The sequence below is a fragment of the Porphyromonas sp. CAG:1061 genome (assembly GCF_000435035.1).
Classification (GTDB): Bacteria; Bacteroidota; Bacteroidia; order Bacteroidales; family Porphyromonadaceae; genus Porphyromonas_A; species Porphyromonas_A somerae.
Genome location: NZ_HF988892.1, coordinates 1,750 through 23,732, shown reverse-complemented (window position 1 = coordinate 23,732; position 21,983 = coordinate 1,750). Strand labels below are relative to the sequence as shown.

Below are 21,983 nucleotides of genomic sequence, written 5' to 3'. Positions count from 1 at the left end.
AAGAGAAGTGCTTACTTCAGTGCACTCTGGAAGTAGCTCTGGCTAGCATAGCGGGCAAACTCTCTATCGTTGAGGAACTTAGTAGCCATACTTGGCTGTAGGCGTACTGCCTGACGTATACCCTCAGTCATCACATCGGTCTGAGAGGTACGAGCCCCCATCAATGCTTGTAGGTAGTATGTGGTAGCATCCTTAGCTACGATCTGGTTGAGTAGCTGATTGGCACGATTGTAGTCCTTATTAAGGATCTGAGCCAATACACCATTATTGGTTGCTACATCATAAAGTGCCTTGGCAGCCTCAGCATATTTACCCTTCTGTATATAGATCAGCCCAAGAGCCTCACCTAGCTCAGGCACATTAGTAGCCTGCCCGATCAGGGTCTCACCCTCCTCGAGGTTGCCATCTAGTAGCTGCAGTAGCCCTTGATTCATCTTCACCTCAGGGAGCTGAGACTTGGTTGCAGCCTTTTGGAAGTAGCTACTTGCTGTAGCGTAATCGCCATTCTCATAGGCTAGCACGCCAAGGTTATTGTAGGCACGTGCATCGGCTGGGAATTGAGCCACCGCCTGATTGTAGATCCTACGTTGCTCTGCCTTGTCATTCGTTAGAGTCGCAGAGTAAAGGAGCTCCTCTACATTCAGCTTGCTTGGCTCACTCTTTGAAAGTGCTGCGATCTCCTCGTTGCTCTTACCGATGATCTCGATATTGGCAATCAGACGAGAACGACGGAGCTGTGGCAAAATCTCATCGGCCAACTGACTAAAGACAGAAGAGATATTCTTAATCTCGCGCTCACGAGTCTCAGGATCCTTGTACATTGAGAGGACAGATAGGATCAGCTCCTTATCTTGAATATTGGACTGCTCCACTAGCTTCTGGAAACCTTCCCAGTCCTGAGCTGTATAGTGTGCTGACATAGGCACTTCTACCTTGGCACGCTTGAGGTCTCGCCCAATGGTAGCAGTGGTGTTACGCTCACGCTGTGCCGAGAGCTTCTCATTGAGCTCGCGACCACCATCTGGTGAAGCATAGGCCTGAATCTCTACATCTACATTTTGGTTGGGAGTGATATTGGCACTCTCCACAATCCCTTTCCACTCACGCACATCGGCAGAGTTGAGCTCAGTGCTACGCACATTCGCTTGCTGGATAAGGAAGTGGATATCAGCATCGTACTTCTCCTTGATAATTCTCTGGAAAGCGTCGGGCGCAATCGCAGGAGTGGTAAAGGCCGCACTAGCAAGAGCCTCAGTAGCCACAACACCCTCGCCGATCTTAACATCTGGAAGCTGTACCTCCTTGCCACGAATGCGTGCAGAGAAGATCAGGATGAGATCACTCTTTGCCATCTCTGGCTTGTACTTAAAGTTGGAGTGGATGGTCACACTCTTTGGCATACCATAAGGGATAGTGGTGGCATTTCCACGTACCTTCTCGCCTTGGAAGTTATAAGTGGTTCCCCACACTTCACCACCAGCATACTTAAGCACTGGCGTTACCCTCACCTCGGCATTCTTATTGAACCACTTAGCTGGGAAGTTGATGTTAATGGTTGCTGGCACCTCACCGCCAATTAGCACAAGTGGCTGAGGATCAACTGATACTTGCCTAGCATCCAGTGGCTTTAACTTGCCTGCACACGACGACATCAGCACTACAAGTGCTGCAAAGAGTGTGCTCAGCAGAAGATTCTTGATTTTCATAAAGTCAAATACTTATATAATTAAAACGTAAATAATTTCCGCAGTTACAAATATACCCATTTTACGCCACATTATTAAACCATTGTCCTTCTAATATTGTGACTGTCGTGGCATTCTAAATAGCGAACAGCCACATAGATAAACCATGTAGCTGTTCAGCAATTAATTTCTACCCTATCAGGGGGTTAGTCTTATTCGTTGTAAGGAGCGAAGTCGCTCTTCTCTGCACCACAAACGGGGCAAACCCAATCCTCAGGAATGTCCTCAAATGGAGTACCTGGTGCAATTCCACCATCTTCGTCACCCAGCTCTGGGTCATAGATATAGCCACATGGCTCGCAAATATACTTCTGCATATTCCTATTATTTTATGTTTTGTGAAATATTTCAATATCACTGGATAAGCCACAACTGCCTATCCATGCCAAAGATACCTAAAAATAGTGATATCGGGCAACCCTCTCCCAACATAATTACAGCCAAAAGCTTATAGTGACTATTATCTTTGATTGTAGATGCCCCTCACCGCCATGCAATGCATAAAAATAGGGTGAGCCAAAAACTTGGCTCACCCTATTGCCTATAGTAAGTATTCAATACGCTTACTTCACTTCTTCAAATATATCTTACGCTGATTATCAGTGATTTATATTCGCATGGTACAAAAATGTTTCCTCAATTTGAGTAGTACTGATTAAAAAGCATCTTGGAGGTTATTAGTCCGAATCTGTATTATTCAAGTTATCTATTTCATATATGGATCTATAAGGAGGCGTTAGGTAATTTCATTTATGAAAAGTCCACCTGTTTCCTCTTTCAAAATAGTATACATAAGTTTCGCTCCATTTTTTACCATTTGGTATCAGAATAGGGATTCCACCTGAGATTTTTTCTTTCGCAAGTGGAACATAATAGAGTTCCATAATATCATTTAATCCACTAAAAATATATCGTAATAGGAACCATGCCTTAGAATATATTTCTTCCCATTTCTCAAATGTAATGCCATAAAATGGTTGGTGATTATCGTCTTTGATGCTTGTCAAAACAATACCTCCCTGAATTAATCTGTACTGTGTATGTGCAATTGCATTCCTTAAATCTTTGTTGTATGCTTCTTCCAACAAATTTTGAAATTTAGGAGCTGTTGAGAACTTGGTAAGAATAGCGTCTTTAATATAATTGCTTCTCGTAGCTCTTGTCTTGCTATCAATATCTAATTTCCAATCGTAATTTTCACCATTAAGAAGATGACTGATTTCTTTCAGTGTCTTTAGAAAATACCCATTTTCCCAAATCAATTGATACCTATGCATTTCTTCTTCTATGGATTATTCAAAATCCGTAGTGCCATTAAAGGAAATAGATCTTGAATTTACAAAGCACTCATTATCATTTGTCGTTTTTCCAATTCCAGGATAAACTATTTGATTAAGTTGCTGCATATAGTTTAATCCTGTTATCCCAAGACCTAAACTAGGAGCACCTAAGCCTATGAAGCCATTTTGTTGACATACCAATAAATCTCCAGGATGCTTCATTGCCTGCTTGCAAATATTGAATAGCTCGCGAATAACTATCCTCACTTCCTCATTATACTTATCGGAAAAAGTTTCTCTTATCATGTGGTATAATTTTTAGATATCATAGATAATGGATTTATCTTTTAATACATACTTGGGATAGCAGGATATTTAGTCCTAATATATGCATTTGCAATAGCAACTCCAATCGGTGTTATTTCAAAAAATAATGGTAATTGATTCCACCATACCATTACTTTATTTAGGGTTTCATAGTTATTCCATTCTTTGATAAGATTTGATTTTAATGATTCAACATTACGACCATCCTTGTATGTTATTTCTGAGAGATGCTTATATGCAAGATATTGTTCCTCATTTAGGGGAAGATCAAACTCTTTAGAGTCTACATTAACTTTTACAATAATGCTACCATCATCTATAAAGTATTTAGGAGGAACCACACATATAAGGAAGCCTTCTCTTAACGGATGCTCTTTAAATAACGGCATTTCTATTTTCAGAGCATTTCTGTTATCCCTATTATCCTCATAAAGTTCTGCTATTTTCTCTTTGCAGTCATAGAGTCCAACTTTATGTAGTTCCAAGAGCATTTCGTTATACTCTGGTGAATTTCGTTCAATTCCCATAGGTAAACATGCTAATTTATTAGATAGAAATTCTTCCATTTTCTTAAAAGATTGTATTCCCGAAGGGGCGATTCGAACAGCAGAGAGCACATCCAAATTTTCTATCCATTGTATACCAATAGGCAATTCTATATCATTAAGGATACTCTTATGTAGATTATCAAGAGTTTTTAATCCTTGATGTATGTCAAAGGATTCTGGCACATATCTATGTATAGCGTAGAAGGTTGAAAGCCCTATTAAACTGGATTCTGGAATTTGATCTATGATCTCAATTGCTTTTGATATACCTAATGTTCTTTCTCTATTACCATTTTGCTCTGCTCTATGAACGATTAATTCAGAAAGCATATCTAAATCTCTTTCTTCTCCGCTTGAAGCAGCTGATATTTGCGCTTTTCTTAAAATAAATTGAAAAGCAGGATCCCCAAAGATTTTTAGGGTTTCATCATGCTGTTGCATCTTTGGTATTAGTTTGTCCTCTAATGCTATTACGCGTTCTTGGGCAATACCTTGGGCTTCTTGAGTCCAATTAGCTTTTGCAATGGCATATTCTTCCTTACAAATAGTACGGGCACGTTCTTCATCAATCCCAACAATATTTGTGGTATTATAATAATTATTTACAGTCCCAGCTTGTACCTGCGTAGAATTATCACCAGCAGTTTGCTCACTTTTGTTTATCTCCATAGTAATTATTTATAATTCCTGTTTGACTTTGTGTGGCATTATCACCTGCGCTTTGTTTTAAATTAGTCTTTTGGTGGATTCCTATTTTGTAGCCAGTAAATCCACCAAGTAAAAATGTAACTATAAGAACTAATATATTAGTGCCGATTCCTTCAAATATCCATTCCATATTTTTCTATATTAATTTTGTTGTAAATATAATTAATTTCATCAAAAAATAGGATGATGTTTCATCTTATAAATCAATCCTTTTGTTCATAATAATATGAATAGTCAATGCCCTTCATAAACATTTCTCGGTCATCAATCTTGGTGGTGAGTGCAGGCAGTACCAAAGCTTTGATGTGTGTACTATCAGAAACACTCTCACGCATTGCTGATAGATATTCGTTTTTATCTATCTGACTCCAATCTACACACCGCTTGAGAGAACGCTTCAGCATGAGGTCGAGCCAAATGCGAGTGCTACGACCATTACCTTCCATAAATGGATGTGCTACATTCATTTCAACATATTTGTCCATTATCTCATCAAAAGTAGTTTCTGGCATTCGCTCTATTGTTTGCAGGGTTTCAGGGAAGTGCATACAATTAGCGAAAGTAAAACCTCCTTTGGATATATTCTTCGTACGAATTTGCCCAGCAAAGTCGTACAGTCCTCCAAAGAGATAAGCGTGAATCTGTTGCAGACATTTGATACTACCAGGCTCTGCTGTTTTCAAGAGTCCACTCTCAAAAAGTTGGTAGGCTTTCTTCTTACTCTGTCCATCAATGGTATTATCGCTGTAAGTAAACCAATCAAGAAATCCCATTGCCTTGACATTGGGTATTGCTTTTGCCAGTAGAACAACCCCTTCTCCATCCAACATATCTGTCAATCGTTGTTTCCCATCTGGGGCTTGCAACTTCAACTGGTTAGTAGCACTAACCAGTTCGTTATTCTCCTTCTTCAACTTAGTTTTGAGATATTTCCAATAGTTCCTTGTCTTTTGATAATCGTCTTGCTCGTTAATTGCAGCAATGATGTCCAGCACAGAGAACCACCACTTATTGTGTGTGTCGTCCCATACGGCACGTACTTCACGGTCGTTGAAAAAACGAATAGATTTTTTATGTTGTTCTTTATGCGCTTCCATAGATGGGAATTTAGATGTTCGTTTTGCTATTTTTTTATAACCCAATAGCCATTGCGCCGACCGTTCTTGCGTTCAAGAATGCCTTGTATAGATAATTTTACGGTCATCGTCTTTACCGTTCGTTCTGATTTTCCGATATGCACAGCTATTTCTTTTTGCGTTGCATTCGGTTTCTCTTTAATAAAGTTGAGTACTGCTAATTCTTCTAAAGTGCAATTCAAAGTGCAAATATTGCACTTTGGGTCATTACCTGTTGCACTTTGACTTTCTGCCGACACGTGCAGGTATCTATTCTTCAATTCATTCTGTTCATCTAATATCAGGTTACGGAAGAACGCTTCAAGATATTGTGTTGTCGCAAAAATCCCTTTAGGCATATTGTTATAGTTGGCACGAACCAGTGCATTGCGGAAGTACCACGAATAGTGAGCAAAAGTTTCGTTGCTGATGTCAAAACCAAATGTGCGCAGATACTTGATAGTGAAGACTGCCGTTGTACGAGTATTACCCTCACCGAAAGGGTGAATTTGCCAAAGATCTGAAATAAATTGAGTAATATGATTCACGGCTTCCATTGTGTCATGGTGTCTATAATTGTATTCCTTTTCACGGGCAAAGTCATAATCCAGCGTCTCACGAATACTATCTGCACCTGCATACAGCACAGTTTCTCCATTCAGTACCCATTCTTTTTTAGTAATATTGTAATCTCTTATCTTACCGGCGTGTTCGTAGATGCCTTCAAACAATCGGCGATGAATAGAAATATATTCTAATGGCGAGAATGTAAAACTCTGCTCGGACAGCAATTCGGTGATACGAGCCGAAACTTTATCTGCTTCCTCTGTTCTGTCTTCTACGTCCTTACGGGCTGTCATCGACTCATAATAGCTATTGACAAGCCGCTTCACCTCTTCAATCGTAATATCGCCCTCAATATGTTGACAAGCTGTTTGACGCAGATAGTCTGAAGTCTTCAGCCCATCAACAGCCTGCAAACCAATAGCAGTCTGCCACGCATAACCTTTCTCTCGTTTATGCGGTTCGCTCTGTCGGATATATTCTTCAAAGTCGGTCATGTCAAATTCTTATATCATTTAATATTTTTACCACGGATGTACCATTCATCAAACTAAAGATAGTAAGTTAATTATACACCTAACTTTTCTATTGCATCATTTACGATAAAAGAATGTAAAATAATGTATTCATCAAACAAGTCCATTATTTTGTTCATTGCGTTCAAATTTTCCTCTTTTTTCATTTGTTTATATATACCTAATAAAAGTTTCACAATTTTTTCTCTAAGGTAAAAATCATCAGAATGCAAGAAGTCATGCGCTTTTATATACAGGTAACAATCTAATGGTAGCATACTAGCACATTTTTCTAGATATTTAATCTGAGAAAGACGTTCCCGATGCGTTTTATTGTTCCAATTATTTGTAATCTCTTTAAATAGATTGAAATCTTCTACAGATAGGCTATCTATATGATATTCATATGATTTTACAATCTCTTCTCTATTATCCGCAATGTGACATAGCACAATATCATTTGCTGTTTCCCTATAACAAGGTTCAGAAATATTTTTTAAGGAAAGTCTTACCATCATCGCTATTACTTTCTCATTATTCAACAATAAAATTTTATTTAGATTTTGCCTGCATACATTCCTTATGTCTTTATGATATAATCCATAAAAGAATATCTGAGCCAAAATAACATGGCATCTATTATCTTTCATAAGATCAGAAATGTATGCACGCATGGAATCTGTCTTAAAATAATAATGAGACTGTATTACATCTGCTCTTACCATTAGCCCATAGGCTCCACTACCAGATAAATATACAGAGAATAATTTATCAGTTAACACTTCATCATAATATTCCTTATAGTATATGTAGTATAAAACCTCTAAGCGCAATTCTATTGCTAAGTCCTTATATAATAGGTTTAAAAGATGATAGATCTGGGCACGACGGGTGGATAACGCACAAATAGATATAAGGATATTCAATGCATGACCTTGAAAACTATTGATAGCAACACCCAATTTGTGTTGTACAATATCTGCTAAGCTTTTACAGTGCAAATCTTCTTGCTCATCTTTTAAAAGTAATGGTTGTTTTATTGCTTGTATAAGTATCGGTATCAAATCATCTATCACGCAATTTTCTTCCTTTGTATAGTTCGTGGCAAGTTGTTCAAAAGTATATGCATTATTTTTTATATAGTCCACATCCATATACCTTTGGAACAATGAGACTAACTCTTTTTTTTCAGCCCCACCTAAAAGCAATCCTAATAATCCAGCTTCTTGGTACATGGATTTGATGTTTGGATTATCATGCAAAGAGAAGATAAATCTCTTATACTTTTCTGGAGAATTCTCTACACATTTAGTAAATGCTTCTGCATGTGCTCTTAGACTAATTGGTGAAAAATTGCCTTTGCGAAAAGCCCTTCGTTCATCTAATTTACCAAAAGAGGATAGCCAATTCTCGGGAGAGAAATGGTTATAAATCTCTTGTGTTGTTATACCTCCACAAATGGATGCCGCTGTTACATGATAGTCAAATTTTTCATTTGTATATGTACCATTAAAACGCCGACAAAGTTCTTGTTTACACCGTTTGGCTTCTTTCGTTAATGTTGATTCTAAAATGGTACAACATAGTAACTGCCACTTATGCCAGCCAAGATAAGGTAACACAAGTTCAGTGTATCTTCTATCATTGTTATGTATATAGTCTCCTTTTGATCTATATTTCAAGATATCCCTCTGATACTCTACTTGTTTTTCATGCGATACAGAAAGATACCACTTAGATAGAGCTTCTAAGAAATAATACCTAACGTCACCAAATTCGATGAACTTATCTAATTCTTCATCATTTGAAACTAAATTCTTGATATATGTGTCAAATAGAGTTGGTTTTGCAGCAATTACCTTGAAAGATAAAATAAACGCAGATTCCTCCTCAAGAGATAATAATTTTTCCACCATAGAGGTACCAAAATCTTGGTCATCAATATTTTGTGTAAGGAGATCTCCTAACCAGTTAAAAAACTTTTCTGCATAATCAGACATATAGTTACTGAAAATTTCATTTGTCGAATACCACTGATAGCTTTGTTTTCTTGTTTTGGAAACTATTTGTACAAAACAATCGTAAGCTATCACTAAAAAATCTTTCGGGTATTCTTTGTAGAATCTTTCACATATCTGTTCAAACAACTCGTAATCGTAATGCGACTTATGCTTATTGTTATTAACAAAGTAGTTAATGAGAAGTTCCTCTGTCTCTTCCAAAGCAAAATTCAGATTGGTATCAATTGCATCCATGACACAACTTGCCAAATCGAAATTGGGTTTTACTTTTAAGTTAATGTAACTATCTCTTACTTTCTCATTCGAATAATCATTATGATTGCGCAATATCCACATCGTAATTTCCTCTTTAGTAGAAATGTCCTTTATAGTATCTACCATGTCATAAATATCGTCGGGAAATTTCGAGGCATAATTGGAAAACAAAATTCGCAGTGGATTAAAATAATCGTTTTCGGTGGTAAGCCCAGCCGCAAAAGGTTGTATCAAGTCCTTTATCGTAGGGAACCATAAAGGATTCGATGTTGTCGAAAGGAAATAAATAAATAATTGGTGATTGAGTTTGGGCAATTTCTTAATGATATCAATCTCGAACTTATATATAGCATCACTATATGAGAGTATAGAAAGAGCCAGTTGCTTCAGATGTAAACGAATATCATCAGAAAATATTATTGTATTAATATCTTTTTTATACAAAGAGTCAGAATGTTCCCTCTCAAAATCTAAGAAAATTTTAATTGAGGAACGTATTTCTAATCCTTGAAATCGTTTTTTCAATTCAGTAATAAAAGACTTCTTATTTGATACATAATACCTTGCAAGTACATAATCGTAGAAAGTTTGATGAAAGAAAGAGATCCTTTTGTTGTTATATTTTACTATACTCTCGCTCGCTAAATATCTTGTTGCTTTATTGTTGCTTGCCGTTATTAACCATGTTGGAGTTAAAGTTTCCGCTTCTTGAACAGACTTTGCAATTTCAAACATGACATCTTCCAAATTGCTACAAGGCGTATGTTCGTTTGCGTAATTTATCAATGACAACCACAAGCCATCATATAACTCCATGTAGTTTTGATAATTGTATTCTCTAACATTGCCAGAGCCATATAACCTACAAAAGACATCTAGATATTGGGCAGTTTTTAGTATCGTAATTGTTTGAGATGTTAATTTACAATAAAGACCAGAACCTAATTTGTTAATAACATACTCAACATCCTTATCATCCAATCTATTCACCTCAATAGCAGTGCTATGCTCTTTTAATTGACTTAATGATGGGTCATATTCTAAATCATACTTCCTACAAGACACTATTATTCTTATGTCTTTGCTATACTCCTTTTCCCATGCAGCAATTACATTCAAGAGTATATTTAGCTTATCTCTATCGTTAGATAAATATTGGGATAATGCATCTATTTGGTCTATAATAAAAACAACTCTCTTATGCTCAGATACTAATAAATTCAGTGAAGCGTGTAATCTCTCCAAAGAAAAATCAGAAGTTTCATTTTCTGTAATGTTGTAATAATCTGCCTTAATCGTCAGACACTTAATTCCTGCTGCGGTAAGTTTATCCAGTAAATCCTTAATGATAACAGTTTTCCCGACTCCTGCATTTCCAACCAGAAGTTTTAATTGACAATCTTTAGATGTCAAATCGCCTTGTATCCAATCAAATAATTGATCTGTTTCTTTTCTAGCTATATGAGATTCTTTTAATCCATAAAATGTAGTCGTTATTCCTTCAAAAGATTTCAGGTTTATATCTAAAAAATCTAATAATTTTGACTTTTCATCTTTTAATGATAACATTTGCTCATGGTATAATGTTTCCCATAAACCAATGACCGAGTCAACATTATTTTCTGTAAGATTTTCGTTGTCTTTAAAATAATACCTGTAAGTCTGTTGAATATTTTCCGAGTTAGCAATTTGACTCTCAACAAAAGCTCTGTCAATATACTTCCAATAAACGATATCGTTGTTAGTATCACAAGTGATAAACAAAACAACTTCTCCTTTCATTCTATGGGCATACGCAAGAAGCGATGTCGGGATGTCATAACAGACGCCCTTCTCACTGATAGCGTTGTTATTATAATGCTTTATCTGCACTGTAACTTTTGCGATAATTGTATCATCGACATCCAAAATACTAATATACCCATCTGTATTTGCTTCTGTTCCACCTTCTTCAATGTTAGAAGTGTCAACCCTTTTATCTTCTAAGATTTTCCGTAGTAGCCGAACAGATTTTTCATCCAAACGTTTTGAAGCCCAAGATGATTTATTGGGCTGTAAATTCAGATCTTTCATTTAAGTTGCTCTTTACTCAATTCCTTATCTACAAACACTATTAAATCCTTTGGATTAACCTGCAAGATCTCTGCTATTTGAAATAGCAATTCGAGGCTTGGCTGTCGACGGTTGCAAACATATGAGTTGACAATAGTGAAACTCTTACCGAGTTTCTCGGCAAGCCATGTTTGCTTAATCCCTTTCTCGATAAGCACCTCTTTAATTCTATTAGTTGGACTTCCCATAAATATTATATGATTGTTTACAAATATAGTAAATTTTCTTGCATAAGAAATAAAAAAGAGGAGATATTTTCTCCTCCTTCAAAAGTCTTATATCTACAATTCTATTTGCCTTTCTTATTTTGTAGATTATTCTGCATTAGACTATCTGCTTTTGCTTTCAGTCCCACATTATAATCATCTGTATGTTTTTTGATTCTTTTAATTGTTGCAGTATTGCGATGAATATCGAACACATCATTGAGCCATAGGATTTCCTTTGGACCACATCCTCTCCATACTCTGATGATACGGAATTTCAAGGCATCGTCTTTGTATTGCTGTTTGCTTTGCCACAAGAAGTAGTTACCGACCAAAGAAATAAAACAGATGATAGACACAGCCACCACAGTAGTAAAGACTCTTGACGACTTGATGTCAAAGCTATGCCTGTGAAGCAGTTCCTGCGGTTGTGGATGTTCTTTCTGTTCCTGCCATTCGTGCAACATGGTCAAGACGCTTGCCACCAATTTGTCCATGGACTTAGCCTCCTCATCCTTGATGCGTACTTGTACTCCAATATACTTGTTAATCACGTCTTTTGTACGCTGTTCATACTGATTGAGCAATTCCTGTTCTTTCTGCTCATCACTTTGTGCTGGTGTAGATTGAACAGGGAGGGAAACAGAACCGTTCTCCTTTTCTTTCAACTCCTTTAGCTCCCTGTAAATTGTCTCCAGTTTGTTTTTGATTTCCTCAAAGAGGACAAATGTATTATTATCAGCCATAGTTATAAATGTATTTTACGTTTTTTCTTTTTCTTCTTTTTATCGAGTGTGTTGTAAACCTCCGCAGGGACAGTACCATGAGTTTGAAACAAATCCAATCCTCCTTCTATGAGTTCGTTGACTATTTCGCTCGTAGCATCTGCAACATTAGATATAAGATTTATCGTTCCTTGCATCTGCTGTTCGTGTTCCCTGTTATTTTGTTGCAGGGCAAAGTCTATCTTAGAATAACTGAACCCCCTATCCACCTTTGAACCGTTGAAATGATAACCGTTCTTTTCAAAGATGATACCCTGCACCTCCTGTGAGTTGTTTTTGAACTTAAAGCGGACATCAATATCTTGCTTTTTCAAGTGAGCAAGAAGGTCTTTCCATTCCCTGCACCGAGTAATTTCAGTTTTCAACGCCTGATAGATTTCATACTTGGTCTTATCAGGTTCTTTCAAGCGATGTTCCTTGACTTGCTCTTTGCCTGTAGCGAAGTATAAACCGTATTTGGCGGTCAGTTCCTTGCAAATCTTCTCACTTCTGAATCTGTCGTTACGATCAGAAATGGTCTTTCCGTTATTATCTATCCGATTGAAAGCGATATGAACATGTGGATGTTCCTTGTCAAAGTGGCGACCGATAATGTACTGCGTATCTTTTATTCCCATCTTCTCCATGTATTCACAAGCGATCTGCGCCATCCATTCATTACTGAGTTTGGAAGAATCCTGTACAGAGAAACTTAGGGAGATATGTCCCACAACCTTATCCACTCGTGGATTAAGTTCTGTTTGGTCGATGAAACTTTGGACAATATGGTTGATACTGTCTGTTCTCACTCCGGAACTGTCAATGAGTTCTGTTCCTTTCTTCGGGTCAAGGATGTAGTTGATGACACCCTTGAAGCCCGAACCTTTCATTATTTTTGCTATCATCTTCGTATCAGATTTAGGATTTCATCAATCTTGCCAATGATGGTTTTATGGAAAGGAGCAATGGTATGAAATCCTTCCGCATTGGCACGATGTGCCAACTGATTGAGATTGTTTGCCATTCCACACAGCTTGCGGATGAAGTCTGCTTGCTCTACGGTCAGTCGTTCAATGACATTTCCTTTATCAAGAACTTTTCTTACAAACTCACTCATGGTTACTCCTGCATTCTTGGCTTTGCCTTTAAGCGTATAGTAATCCTGCGTATTCAGTTTCACCGTGATACGGTATTTCTTCTTTTCGGCTACGCCCTTGGTTGGACGACCACCTTTTTTATATTCTGTTTTTATCATACTTGTTTCTTTTATTTGATTTGATGGAGACCAGCGGGATAATCCTCTGCAACGACTGTCAGGAGGTGGAGCAAGTGGTTTTGGTATGCCCAAAACATAAACTTGCTCCCCGAAAAATAGATTATGCGAAGCATATCCCATAGTTATAGTCTTATCCCTTTGATTTTCTTATTTTCTGCTTTCTCTGAATGCTTGAATTCAGCACATAAATACTCATTTAGGTCTTTATAGTTTTGGAAGACGAAAGAGCAGTCTTGAACAGCAAAATCATCTCTTTTAAGTTGTTCTAAAGTTCGCTTTCCTCCTTCATCATTATCTAAATATGAACAGATGAGTTTGTGCTTTGAAAGGAAAAATATTGACTTTTTGATATTATTAATCGAGTTAAGTATCAGTGCGGCTTTCTTCTCTTCCTCTGGACTCATCGTAAGCAGACTAAGATAATCCATAAAACCTTCAAACAGATTGATTTGTTCTGAGGGATTGGGAACATACGACACATCGGAAGGAGACAAACACCCTTTGAAGTATGGATTGCGCAACGCATACCCATAAGAATTATTTGGAAATCCTATTGCGTAAAAACTCCTATCACCAATCCTATAATGGATTTCCCTACAATATTTTTTCGCAATGTTCAGATTGATTCCTCTATGTGTGAAATATTCTATGAGATTTGGATGACATAAGTTGGTAGAGCCAATAACCTCTATACGTGATTGGTTTGGAGAAATTGTTTTGCTATTAGCTATGGAGAATTTTGGTAGGTTATTTTGTTTGCCATTAAACAACTCTATAGCTTGTACTAAACTGCAATTATGTAATTTCATAACTAAATCTATAAGACTCCCACCTTCATCAAGTGCAAAGTCATACCATAGATTTTGGTTATAATCAACTTTGAAACTTGGAGTATGTTCATTTCTGAATGGACTTTTATACATTCCGTAATAACCATAATTCTTTGTTGGATATATAGACATACAACCTAAGTAATCTTTAATTGATATTGCTTTAATCTCATTTATTGTCATACTTGTAACTTTTAAACCTATTACTTACTACAATGTAATTGTTTTGTAAGTCGCTGACAGTGAAAGAAAAACATGTAGTACTAACTATCTTTGTAGTAATTATTGCACATGTATATGGTAGGTTGGTAGTAATGAGGTAGTAATATCTTATATCATTATTTACTACGGTCTAACCTTTTTTCTTTCAATGCCTTATCCCTCTTTGTAGTAAAGTAGTATTAATAATTTGTATTGTAACTTTGAATAAAGGGATTTGGAACAATCTTGCGTATATGGTAAACATACATTGGATTGCCACCTATCCTTTTGGATTTCCGCAAGAAACCAGCCTTTTTCAAGGCTTCTCCCATTCTCCTTTCACTTAGGTTAAGCGTTGTATATCCACGCAAATAGTTTAGGATTTCAGAAGTGGTCATATAACTCTCTTCGGTTGCTGCTGGCTTTTCCATACCTTTAAGAAGCATTTCATACTCAACAGTCTGCACTTGAAACCCTTCGCTCTCTTGATGCAGTTCGGCTATTTCCTCTTCGTTGAACCAATAATGATAGTCAACTCTCCACAATTCAACTGCTTCGGAGTACACCTTATTGATATTAATCTCTTTAGCTGCGTCAATATCAATGTGTTCAACTTCAAAAGGTAGAAAGCGACGACTGCCTGTCGGATCTGTTAGAAAATCATTACCATTAACAGATGCCATAAAGCTTGCTAAGTGAGGATACTCCTCAATGTAAGTGTCGTATGGTCTACGATATTTTACTCTTGGTGTCGTTATCAGATTCTTCAATTCATTTTCATCTCTCTTATTGAGTGCCTTTAGCTGGTCGTCAATATTGATAAAAAGATATTCCGCAATTAGTGTTTGTACATCTTTTCCTTGTGGATCTATTTTTCCAGTGAAAAGATAACTCTTCAGTTCTTCTGGACAGAGTAAATCAAGGAAAGTTGTTTTGAATTTTCCTTGTTCACCTGTAAGAACTAAACATGTATGATTACGACACTGTAAATCATCCATGGCATTGGCTACGACAGCAACCAACCATTTTACAAAGTAGTGTTTCCACTTATCAGGATTTCTCACCACAACACAATTTGCCAACCTTATAATTTCAGATTCATCTTCACCTTTAGGTTTTGGAAGATTCAACAAATACTCACGAATTGGGTTAACTTTATTGCAAAAGTCGCTCTCCAATATTGCTCGAATATTATCTGCTGGAGTATATATACCCAAAGTCCCATCTACCAGCCGACGCATAGAGTTAATATCATATTTAGTAAGAGGACGAAATGAAGTATTAGAATCTTGTTCTCGAAACTCTGTTCTACTTTTAACTGTATTAAAACGAAAAGCATAATGCTCTTTCAAGAATTGTTCTATACGTTCATTCTTAGATTGCTTGGCTCGCCCTTCAGTTCTTTCCTTTTCCATAATGCATATATTTATAAAATGGAAGAATCAGAATGTTTCTCAGAAATAAAAGCTTTTGCCTCCTCGTTGATTTCGGCAACAGTCTTTTTCTTACCTCCTTCAATCCATGCCAACAACTCATCTTCAAAAAAATAGAGATGCTTACCATTTTTATAACAAGGTAGTAAGCGTTTACGTACTAAGGTGTAAACCGTGGGTTTTGCTTTCCCTATAAGTTTACACGCATCATCTATTCCAATAGGAATACGTTTGGGAGGAACAATAGGGGGTTGTCCTTTACATACTAAATTCTTGATTTCAGCAACTTCGCTGACTAAGTGAGCAACTGCCTTTGGCAAGTTCTCAAAAGTGATTTCATTTTGTACCATAATACTTGTTATTGATTTTTACGGTGCAAATGAAAAAAGTGTTTCCTCTGTGTCCTAAGACACTGAAGAAACACTATAAAAACACAATAGGTTTGTGTGTTATTCTGTTATTTGGTGGTCTGAAAGGCTTTGTACAATGGGAATAGTGCCTTTCTTCTCGTCATCACGGAGATGACTTTTTATACTTCCAACTTCTACATCTTTGAATGTGGTGGCAAAAACCTGCTTAAGGAACTGCGAAATTTCATCTTGTTTGCCAACTCTAAAATGATTCCATATATTCCAAGCAAAATGAAACAGGTCTAAGGCAACTAAACCTTTGATATTAATTGGTTCAACGTGTGATAAGGGAAGCTTAGCGGAGTACAACTCTATATATTCACAAAGCTTGAGCAAATCTTTATCTGAAACATAAGGTGCGAATTGCTGTTGTGTATATTTAATAGCTATCGTACGTCTATCCTGTTCCTTTTGGTCCATTATCTTTTGTTGCTGTTGCCGAATTGAGTCAAAGTCCATTGATTGTTGCTGTTGTTCGGAAGATGAACCGCCAACACCGTCTACTACTTGTCCAGCCTCAGCGTCGGATGCTTTATCATTTGTTTTATCTTCTTGTTTCTGTGGAAAGAAAAACTTGACTAGTGCCGTAAATAGTCCCTCTACCAAAATAGACAATATAGAATAAATGATGATGCCTATGGCAACAACACTCCAAAAGACTATTTGTGCAGTAAATTCATCAACTCCTAAACGTAAGGCAACCACTCTTGCAAACAACGCAATGATGACACAAACAACAAGAACGGACAGATATACTACAATATGTTCAAAATATTTGGTATTCATATTATGCTGTCGAATTAAGTTTTATCATTTTCAATATCTATTTGAATAGCATTGGCTGCTTTATTTTTCTTTTCATCGACAACCTTTGCATATACTTGAGTTGTTTTGACATTTGTATGCCCAAGCATCTTGCTTACAGTATAGATGTCTGTTCCGTTTGCAAGTTGAAGGGTAGCAAATGTGTGCCTAAAGCAATGAAAGCTGAGGTGTTTCTGAATACCAGCTTTTTCAATCCATGCCCTTAATGGACGAGAAATCCAAGATGGATTTGGTAATCCTTCAAAAACGAGTTGTTCTGGTTGTCTTGGCTCTCCGCAAAGCTTAAACGCCTGTTCCGAGATAGGCATATACTCCACCCCTTTTGTCTTTCTCTGAGTAAAGAGAAGTTTGACTTGGTTTCCTTCTATGGCTATTTCATTCCATTTTAGTTTTTGAATATCGCAATGTCTTAATCCTGTCAGAGCAGAGAATAGCGCAGCTCGTTTAAGGACATCACGTTCACATGGAGTATTAGCTAACTTGTTAAGTTCATCAAGAGTTAAGTATTCCCTTCGGGATTCTTGTTCCTGTATGCCTTTGATTTTTGCAGATAAATCTATGGTCAAATATCCGTCTATGAATGCTTGTTTGAGTGCAGCCTTAAAAATAGAAAAATACGTAGAAGCTGTATTTCGTGATATTGTACCTTTCTTACTTCCACCGCAAGGGGCGGACAACAAGAAAAACTTAAAATCTTCTGCCAATCTATTATCTATCTGTGAAAAGAGTAGCGTGTCTCCAGCAAACATTTTTAACAAAACATGTACTCGCTCCCAGTTAGTTTGAATTGAAAGGGAACTATTACGGTGTCGCTTATCTGCCACCTTATCAAAGTACTTAATGAAATTTTGTTGTAATCGTTCTTTCTGTTCTGCTTGTGCGGTTTCTGTGTCACTATACAAGCTTGCATTATCATATTCACGCTGCCGTAGTTTTCTAACACTATCTGCATAAATACAGGCCTCTTGGTCTATCTCACTTTTACACAAGATAATTCCATTCAAATCTCGTTTAGGTTTGAATGTTTGGGTTGCTTCGGTTGTACGAGCTGTTCTGCTTTTGTCCCAAATAGGAGTAGTGATTGTTCGGTTTAGATACCCACGCACTCTTTGCGGAGAATCTTTTCCAGCTACTCTCACAGGATAGCTTTCTATATACAGGTACCATTCTTTTCGATAAGCACTCTTTCGCAATCGTACTGTTGCCTTTATATTATCAAGTTCCTTTCTCATTGTATGTCGTGGGTTAGGGTTTATACAAATTGTCTATCTCTGATTTTGGCGCATAGACGTAATTACCAATTTGCCTTGTTGGAATAGAATATTTGCGAATATGCAGATATACAGTACTATCATGGATGCCAAACTTCTTGGCTATTTCTCCAATCGTATAACAATCTTCAGGCTCAAGCCGATAAGTCTTTACTTCTGATTGTTTTTCTTTTCTTCTTTCATCGTAAGGACGTAGATTAAAGCGTTCTTGTAAATCAGCTTTGCAAATACGTATCATCCTTCGTCCGAGGTTATAATAACGAACTTGCTTATTCCTGATTAAGCGATAAAGGGAATCTCGTCCAATATCAAATAATGCAGTTGCATCAGCTATTGAGAGATAAGGTTGATTCTTCGGAACTCTCGCAGCCTTTTCTCTTTTCAATGCATCTAACAGTTCTTCCTTTTTTCTTTGTTTGTATGCAGCTTGAGAACAGTTCTTAGAGCAATATCTAGAGGTAAGCGTCTTTGCAATAAAAGATTTACCGCAAATTTCGCATTTCCGCTCTATTTGAAATTTTGCACTCGCCATACTATTTGTATCTATTTGATTATCAATCTATCTTTTAAATTAAGTCGCACTTTATCTCCCATTAAGTCGCGGCACAAATATGGTACAAATATAAGCACAAAAACGATTAAAAACGACAAGATTTAATTATTATTAAGAAATAAAAATCCCAGCAACATATTATGTTACTGGGATTTACCTATTTTTAATTAGCGTTTATTAGCACTTTTATTTCACTTCTTCAAAGTCGGCATCAGTGACATGGTCATCGCCCTTAGTGCCTTGGTCAGAGGCACCACCTTGAGCTCCCATATCAGGTCCTGGCTGTGCTCCCGCATCGGCACCAGCATTGGCGTACATCTCCTGGCTCATCTGTTGCATAATCGCATTGAGTCCTGAGAGAGCGGAATCAATAGCTGCCACATCTTGAGCCTTGTGAGCCTCCTTTAGCTTTTCTAGCTCTGCCTCTATCTGGCTCTTCTTATCAGCTGGCATCTTATCGCCAATCTCCTTCAGCTGCTTCTCAGTCTGGAAGATCACGCTATCAGCCTCATTGATCTTATCCACACGCTCACGCTCCTTCTTATCGGCCTCAGCATTGGCCTCTGCCTCTGCCTTCATACGCTCGATATCAGCATCGCTCAGACCGCTCGAAGCCTCGATGCGGATCTTCTGCTCCTTCCCAGTTCCCTTGTCCTTAGCAGAAACATTCACGATACCATTGGCATCAATATCAAAGGTCACCTCAATCTGTGGTACCCCTCTCATCGCTGCTGGGATGCCATCGAGGTTGAACTTACCCAGGCTCTTATTATCCTTTGCCATTGGACGCTCACCCTGTAGCACGTGGATCTCCACGCTAGGCTGGTTATCGGCAGCAGTGGTAAAGATCTGCGACTTCTTGGTAGGGATAGTGGTATTAGCATCAATCAGCTTGGTCATCACACCACCCATCGTCTCGATACCAAGAGATAGAGGAGTCACATCAAGTAGCAATACATCCTTTACATCACCACTCAATACACCACCCTGAATAGCAGCACCTAGAGCTACCACCTCATCAGGATTCACACCCTTCGAAGGCTCGCGACCAAAGATTTTAGCCACCATCTCCTGTACCGCAGGGATACGGGTAGAACCACCTACTAGGATCACCTCATCGACATCGCTAGGTGCCAAGCCAGCATCCTTCAAGGCTTGTGCTACCGGACCACGACAAGCCTGGATGTATCGGTCACTAAGTTGCTCAAACTTAGCCCTTGAGAGGGTGCGAACCAAGTGCTTTGGTACACCATCTACTGGCATAATATATGGCAGATTGATCTCGGTAGAAGTACTGCTTGAGAGCTCAATCTTGGCCTTCTCAGCTGCTTCCTTCAGACGCTGTAGTGCCATAGGATCCTTACGTAGGTCTACCCCTTCGTCGTTCTTAAACTCCTCAGCCAGCCAATCAATGATTACGTGGTCAAAGTCGTCACCTCCGAGGTGAGTATCACCATTGGTAGAAAGCACCTCAAAGACACCATCACCAAGCTCTAGGATAGAGATATCAAAGGTACCGCCACCGAGGTCGAATACCGCAATCTTCATATCCTTATGGCTCTTATCTAGTCCGTAGGCAAGAGCAGCAGCAGTAGGCTCATTCACGATACGCTGTACCTTGAGCCCTGCGATCTCACCCGCCTCCTTAGTAGCTTGGCGCTGAGCATCGCTAAAGTATGCTGGCACGGTGATCACCGCATCCGTCACCTCTGCACCGAGATAATCCTCGGCCGTCTTCTTCATCTTCTGCAGGATGATAGCCGAAATCTCCTGTGGAGTGTAGTGACGACCATCAATATCTACACGTGGGGTGTCATTCTCCCCCTCTACCAACTTATAAGGTAGGCGGTGCGCCTCATCCTTCACGGCAGAGTAGCGCTCACCCATAAACCTCTTGATAGAGTAAACTGTATGCTGTGGATTGGTAATGGCCTGACGCTTTGCAGGGTCACCCACTTTACGCTCGCCATTCTCCACAAAAGCCACCACACTAGGGGTGGTACGCTTGCCCTCGCTATTAGCAATCACCACTGGCTCATTGCCTTCGAGGACGGCCACTACTGAGTTAGTAGTTCCTAAGTCTATTCCTATTATCTTTCCCATAATCTTAATCAGTATTTTATTTAATTATTTCTGACAAGATAAGAGCAACCTATGTGCCAACCCTCCCAACGTGCCAAATCTGTCACCTAAGACTGACACAAAAAGAGAATGTCGCACGGCAATTTATCAGACGAATCGGACAGTTCAGAAAGGCCAAACCAAAAATCCGCTCATTGGTTCGATCCGTCCGATCTGTCCGATCCGTCTGACTTGTCCGATAAGGATCCCTCAAATTGATGGCTCCTCTTTGTACAAAGGTCTTGTTAGTGGTAGAGGTATCGCTTGATACTCTGCTTAGGTGTCTTCTCAAACTCCCCATCAATCATCTCCATAGCAGCGATCTGTGCGTAGCTAGCGATCTGAGTATTGACCTGCTTTCGCTGATCATCCAAAATCGCTTTTATCGCCTCTTCGGTAGCATGCCCATCCTTTTCCAGCGCTGCCCTATCTACTGATAGTAGCGCCACTAGACGCTTGTCACGCTGCACCAATATAGCATCATTCACATAGGGGAGCATAGCCAGCTTCGCTTCAATCTCCTCTGGGTAGATGTTCTGACCGTTGGAACCGAGTAGCATTGCCTTAGAGCGGCCGCGGAGGAATATTGTATCCTGCTCTATATAACCTAGGTCGCCAGTCCGCATCCAGCCATCTTCTGTAAAGAGATCGGCCGTCGCCTGCGGGTTTTTGTAGTAACCGAGGCAGACATTCTCGCCCCTTACCTGCACCTCGCCTACCATTTTGCCCTCAATAGATTGGGCACCATCAATACGCACTTCCTCTATCTTATGGAGAATACGCCCTGCGGAGTGATGTAAAAACTGTCGGTTCCCCGTATACGAGATGATAGGGGAGCACTCCGTCATGCCATAGCCGACCGTGATGGGGAAGCCGATCTTCATCAAAAACGCCTCCACCTCT

Annotated in this window: 21 protein-coding genes; all 21 read right to left on the bottom strand. The window is 38.5% G+C overall.

Annotation, left to right across the window (positions count from 1 at the left end; genetic code table 11):
* Positions 1 to 11: 11 nt before the first annotated feature.
* Positions 12 to 1,706 (bottom strand): tetratricopeptide repeat protein, encoded by a 1,695-nt coding sequence (locus QVO39_RS03125; protein ID WP_021902991.1) that lies wholly within the window; start codon positions 1,704 to 1,706, stop codon positions 12 to 14.
* Between the two features lie 191 nt (positions 1,707 to 1,897).
* Positions 1,898 to 2,062, bottom strand: coding sequence for a rubredoxin (rd, locus tag QVO39_RS03120; protein WP_021902990.1), 165 nt, complete (start codon positions 2,060 to 2,062; stop codon positions 1,898 to 1,900).
* Between the two features lie 429 nt (positions 2,063 to 2,491).
* The gene (locus tag QVO39_RS03115) at positions 2,492 to 3,022 is read right to left on the bottom strand and encodes a hypothetical protein (RefSeq protein WP_021902989.1); all 531 of its coding nucleotides are present in this window, start codon (positions 3,020 to 3,022) and stop codon (positions 2,492 to 2,494) included.
* A gap of 15 nt (positions 3,023 to 3,037) precedes the next feature.
* Positions 3,038 to 3,331 (bottom strand): hypothetical protein, encoded by a 294-nt coding sequence (locus QVO39_RS03110; protein WP_021902988.1) that lies wholly within the window; start codon positions 3,329 to 3,331, stop codon positions 3,038 to 3,040.
* A gap of 41 nt (positions 3,332 to 3,372) precedes the next feature.
* Entirely contained in the window at positions 3,373 to 4,569 is a 1,197-nt protein-coding gene (locus tag QVO39_RS03105) for an LPO_1073/Vpar_1526 family protein (protein WP_021902987.1), read from the bottom strand.
* Positions 4,550 to 4,738: a hypothetical protein gene (locus QVO39_RS03100; RefSeq protein WP_021902986.1), complete on the bottom strand. Its 189-nt coding sequence runs from the start codon at positions 4,736 to 4,738 to the stop codon at positions 4,550 to 4,552. The genes QVO39_RS03105 and QVO39_RS03100 overlap by 20 nt, the downstream gene beginning before the upstream one ends.
* Before the next feature lie 73 nt (positions 4,739 to 4,811).
* Entirely contained in the window at positions 4,812 to 5,705 is an 894-nt protein-coding gene (gene fic / locus QVO39_RS03095; RefSeq protein WP_021902985.1) for a protein adenylyltransferase Fic, read from the bottom strand.
* A 26-nt stretch (positions 5,706 to 5,731) separates the two neighbouring features.
* Positions 5,732 to 6,784 carry a Fic family protein gene (locus QVO39_RS03090; RefSeq protein ID WP_021902984.1) on the bottom strand — a complete coding sequence of 351 codons (1,053 nt, stop codon included), beginning with the start codon at positions 6,782 to 6,784 and terminating at the stop codon, positions 5,732 to 5,734.
* Positions 6,785 to 6,855: 71 nt separating this feature from the next.
* Positions 6,856 to 11,151: an AAA family ATPase gene (locus tag QVO39_RS03085; protein WP_021902983.1), complete on the bottom strand. Its 4,296-nt coding sequence runs from the start codon at positions 11,149 to 11,151 to the stop codon at positions 6,856 to 6,858.
* A complete protein-coding gene (locus QVO39_RS03080; protein ID WP_021902982.1) occupies positions 11,148 to 11,378 on the bottom strand; it encodes a helix-turn-helix domain-containing protein in 231 nt (76 codons plus the stop codon). The genes QVO39_RS03085 and QVO39_RS03080 overlap by 4 nt, the downstream gene beginning before the upstream one ends.
* A gap of 101 nt (positions 11,379 to 11,479) precedes the next feature.
* The gene (locus tag QVO39_RS03075; protein ID WP_021902981.1) at positions 11,480 to 12,142 is read right to left on the bottom strand and encodes a hypothetical protein; all 663 of its coding nucleotides are present in this window, start codon (positions 12,140 to 12,142) and stop codon (positions 11,480 to 11,482) included.
* 2 nt (positions 12,143 to 12,144) lie between these two features.
* Entirely contained in the window at positions 12,145 to 13,065 is a 921-nt protein-coding gene (locus tag QVO39_RS03070; protein ID WP_021902980.1) for a relaxase/mobilization nuclease domain-containing protein, read from the bottom strand.
* Positions 13,062 to 13,415, bottom strand: coding sequence for a plasmid mobilization protein (locus QVO39_RS03065; protein ID WP_021902979.1), 354 nt, complete (start codon positions 13,413 to 13,415; stop codon positions 13,062 to 13,064). The genes QVO39_RS03070 and QVO39_RS03065 overlap by 4 nt, the downstream gene beginning before the upstream one ends.
* 143 nt (positions 13,416 to 13,558) lie before the next feature.
* Positions 13,559 to 14,449 carry a DUF8464 domain-containing protein gene (locus QVO39_RS03060; protein WP_021902977.1) on the bottom strand — a complete coding sequence of 297 codons (891 nt, stop codon included), beginning with the start codon at positions 14,447 to 14,449 and terminating at the stop codon, positions 13,559 to 13,561.
* A 218-nt stretch (positions 14,450 to 14,667) separates the two neighbouring features.
* Positions 14,668 to 15,882 (bottom strand): virulence-associated E family protein, encoded by a 1,215-nt coding sequence (locus tag QVO39_RS03055; RefSeq protein WP_021902976.1) that lies wholly within the window; start codon positions 15,880 to 15,882, stop codon positions 14,668 to 14,670.
* Positions 15,883 to 15,893: 11 nt separating this feature from the next.
* On the bottom strand, positions 15,894 to 16,250 hold the full coding sequence (locus QVO39_RS03050; RefSeq protein WP_021902975.1) for a helix-turn-helix domain-containing protein: 357 nt from the start codon (positions 16,248 to 16,250) through the stop codon (positions 15,894 to 15,896).
* Between the two features lie 99 nt (positions 16,251 to 16,349).
* Positions 16,350 to 17,096 (bottom strand): hypothetical protein, encoded by a 747-nt coding sequence (locus QVO39_RS03045; protein ID WP_021902974.1) that lies wholly within the window; start codon positions 17,094 to 17,096, stop codon positions 16,350 to 16,352.
* A 14-nt stretch (positions 17,097 to 17,110) separates the two neighbouring features.
* A complete protein-coding gene (locus QVO39_RS03040) occupies positions 17,111 to 18,367 on the bottom strand; it encodes a site-specific integrase (protein ID WP_021902973.1) in 1,257 nt (418 codons plus the stop codon).
* 13 nt (positions 18,368 to 18,380) lie between these two features.
* Positions 18,381 to 18,938 (bottom strand): helix-turn-helix domain-containing protein, encoded by a 558-nt coding sequence (locus QVO39_RS03035; RefSeq protein WP_021902972.1) that lies wholly within the window; start codon positions 18,936 to 18,938, stop codon positions 18,381 to 18,383.
* 207 nt (positions 18,939 to 19,145) lie between these two features.
* Positions 19,146 to 21,062 carry a molecular chaperone DnaK gene (dnaK, locus tag QVO39_RS03030; protein WP_018029284.1) on the bottom strand — a complete coding sequence of 639 codons (1,917 nt, stop codon included), beginning with the start codon at positions 21,060 to 21,062 and terminating at the stop codon, positions 19,146 to 19,148.
* Positions 21,063 to 21,325: 263 nt separating this feature from the next.
* Positions 21,326 to 21,983 (bottom strand): AMP-binding protein (locus QVO39_RS03025; protein WP_288171706.1); only part of this gene is annotated, 658 nt, incomplete at its 5' end.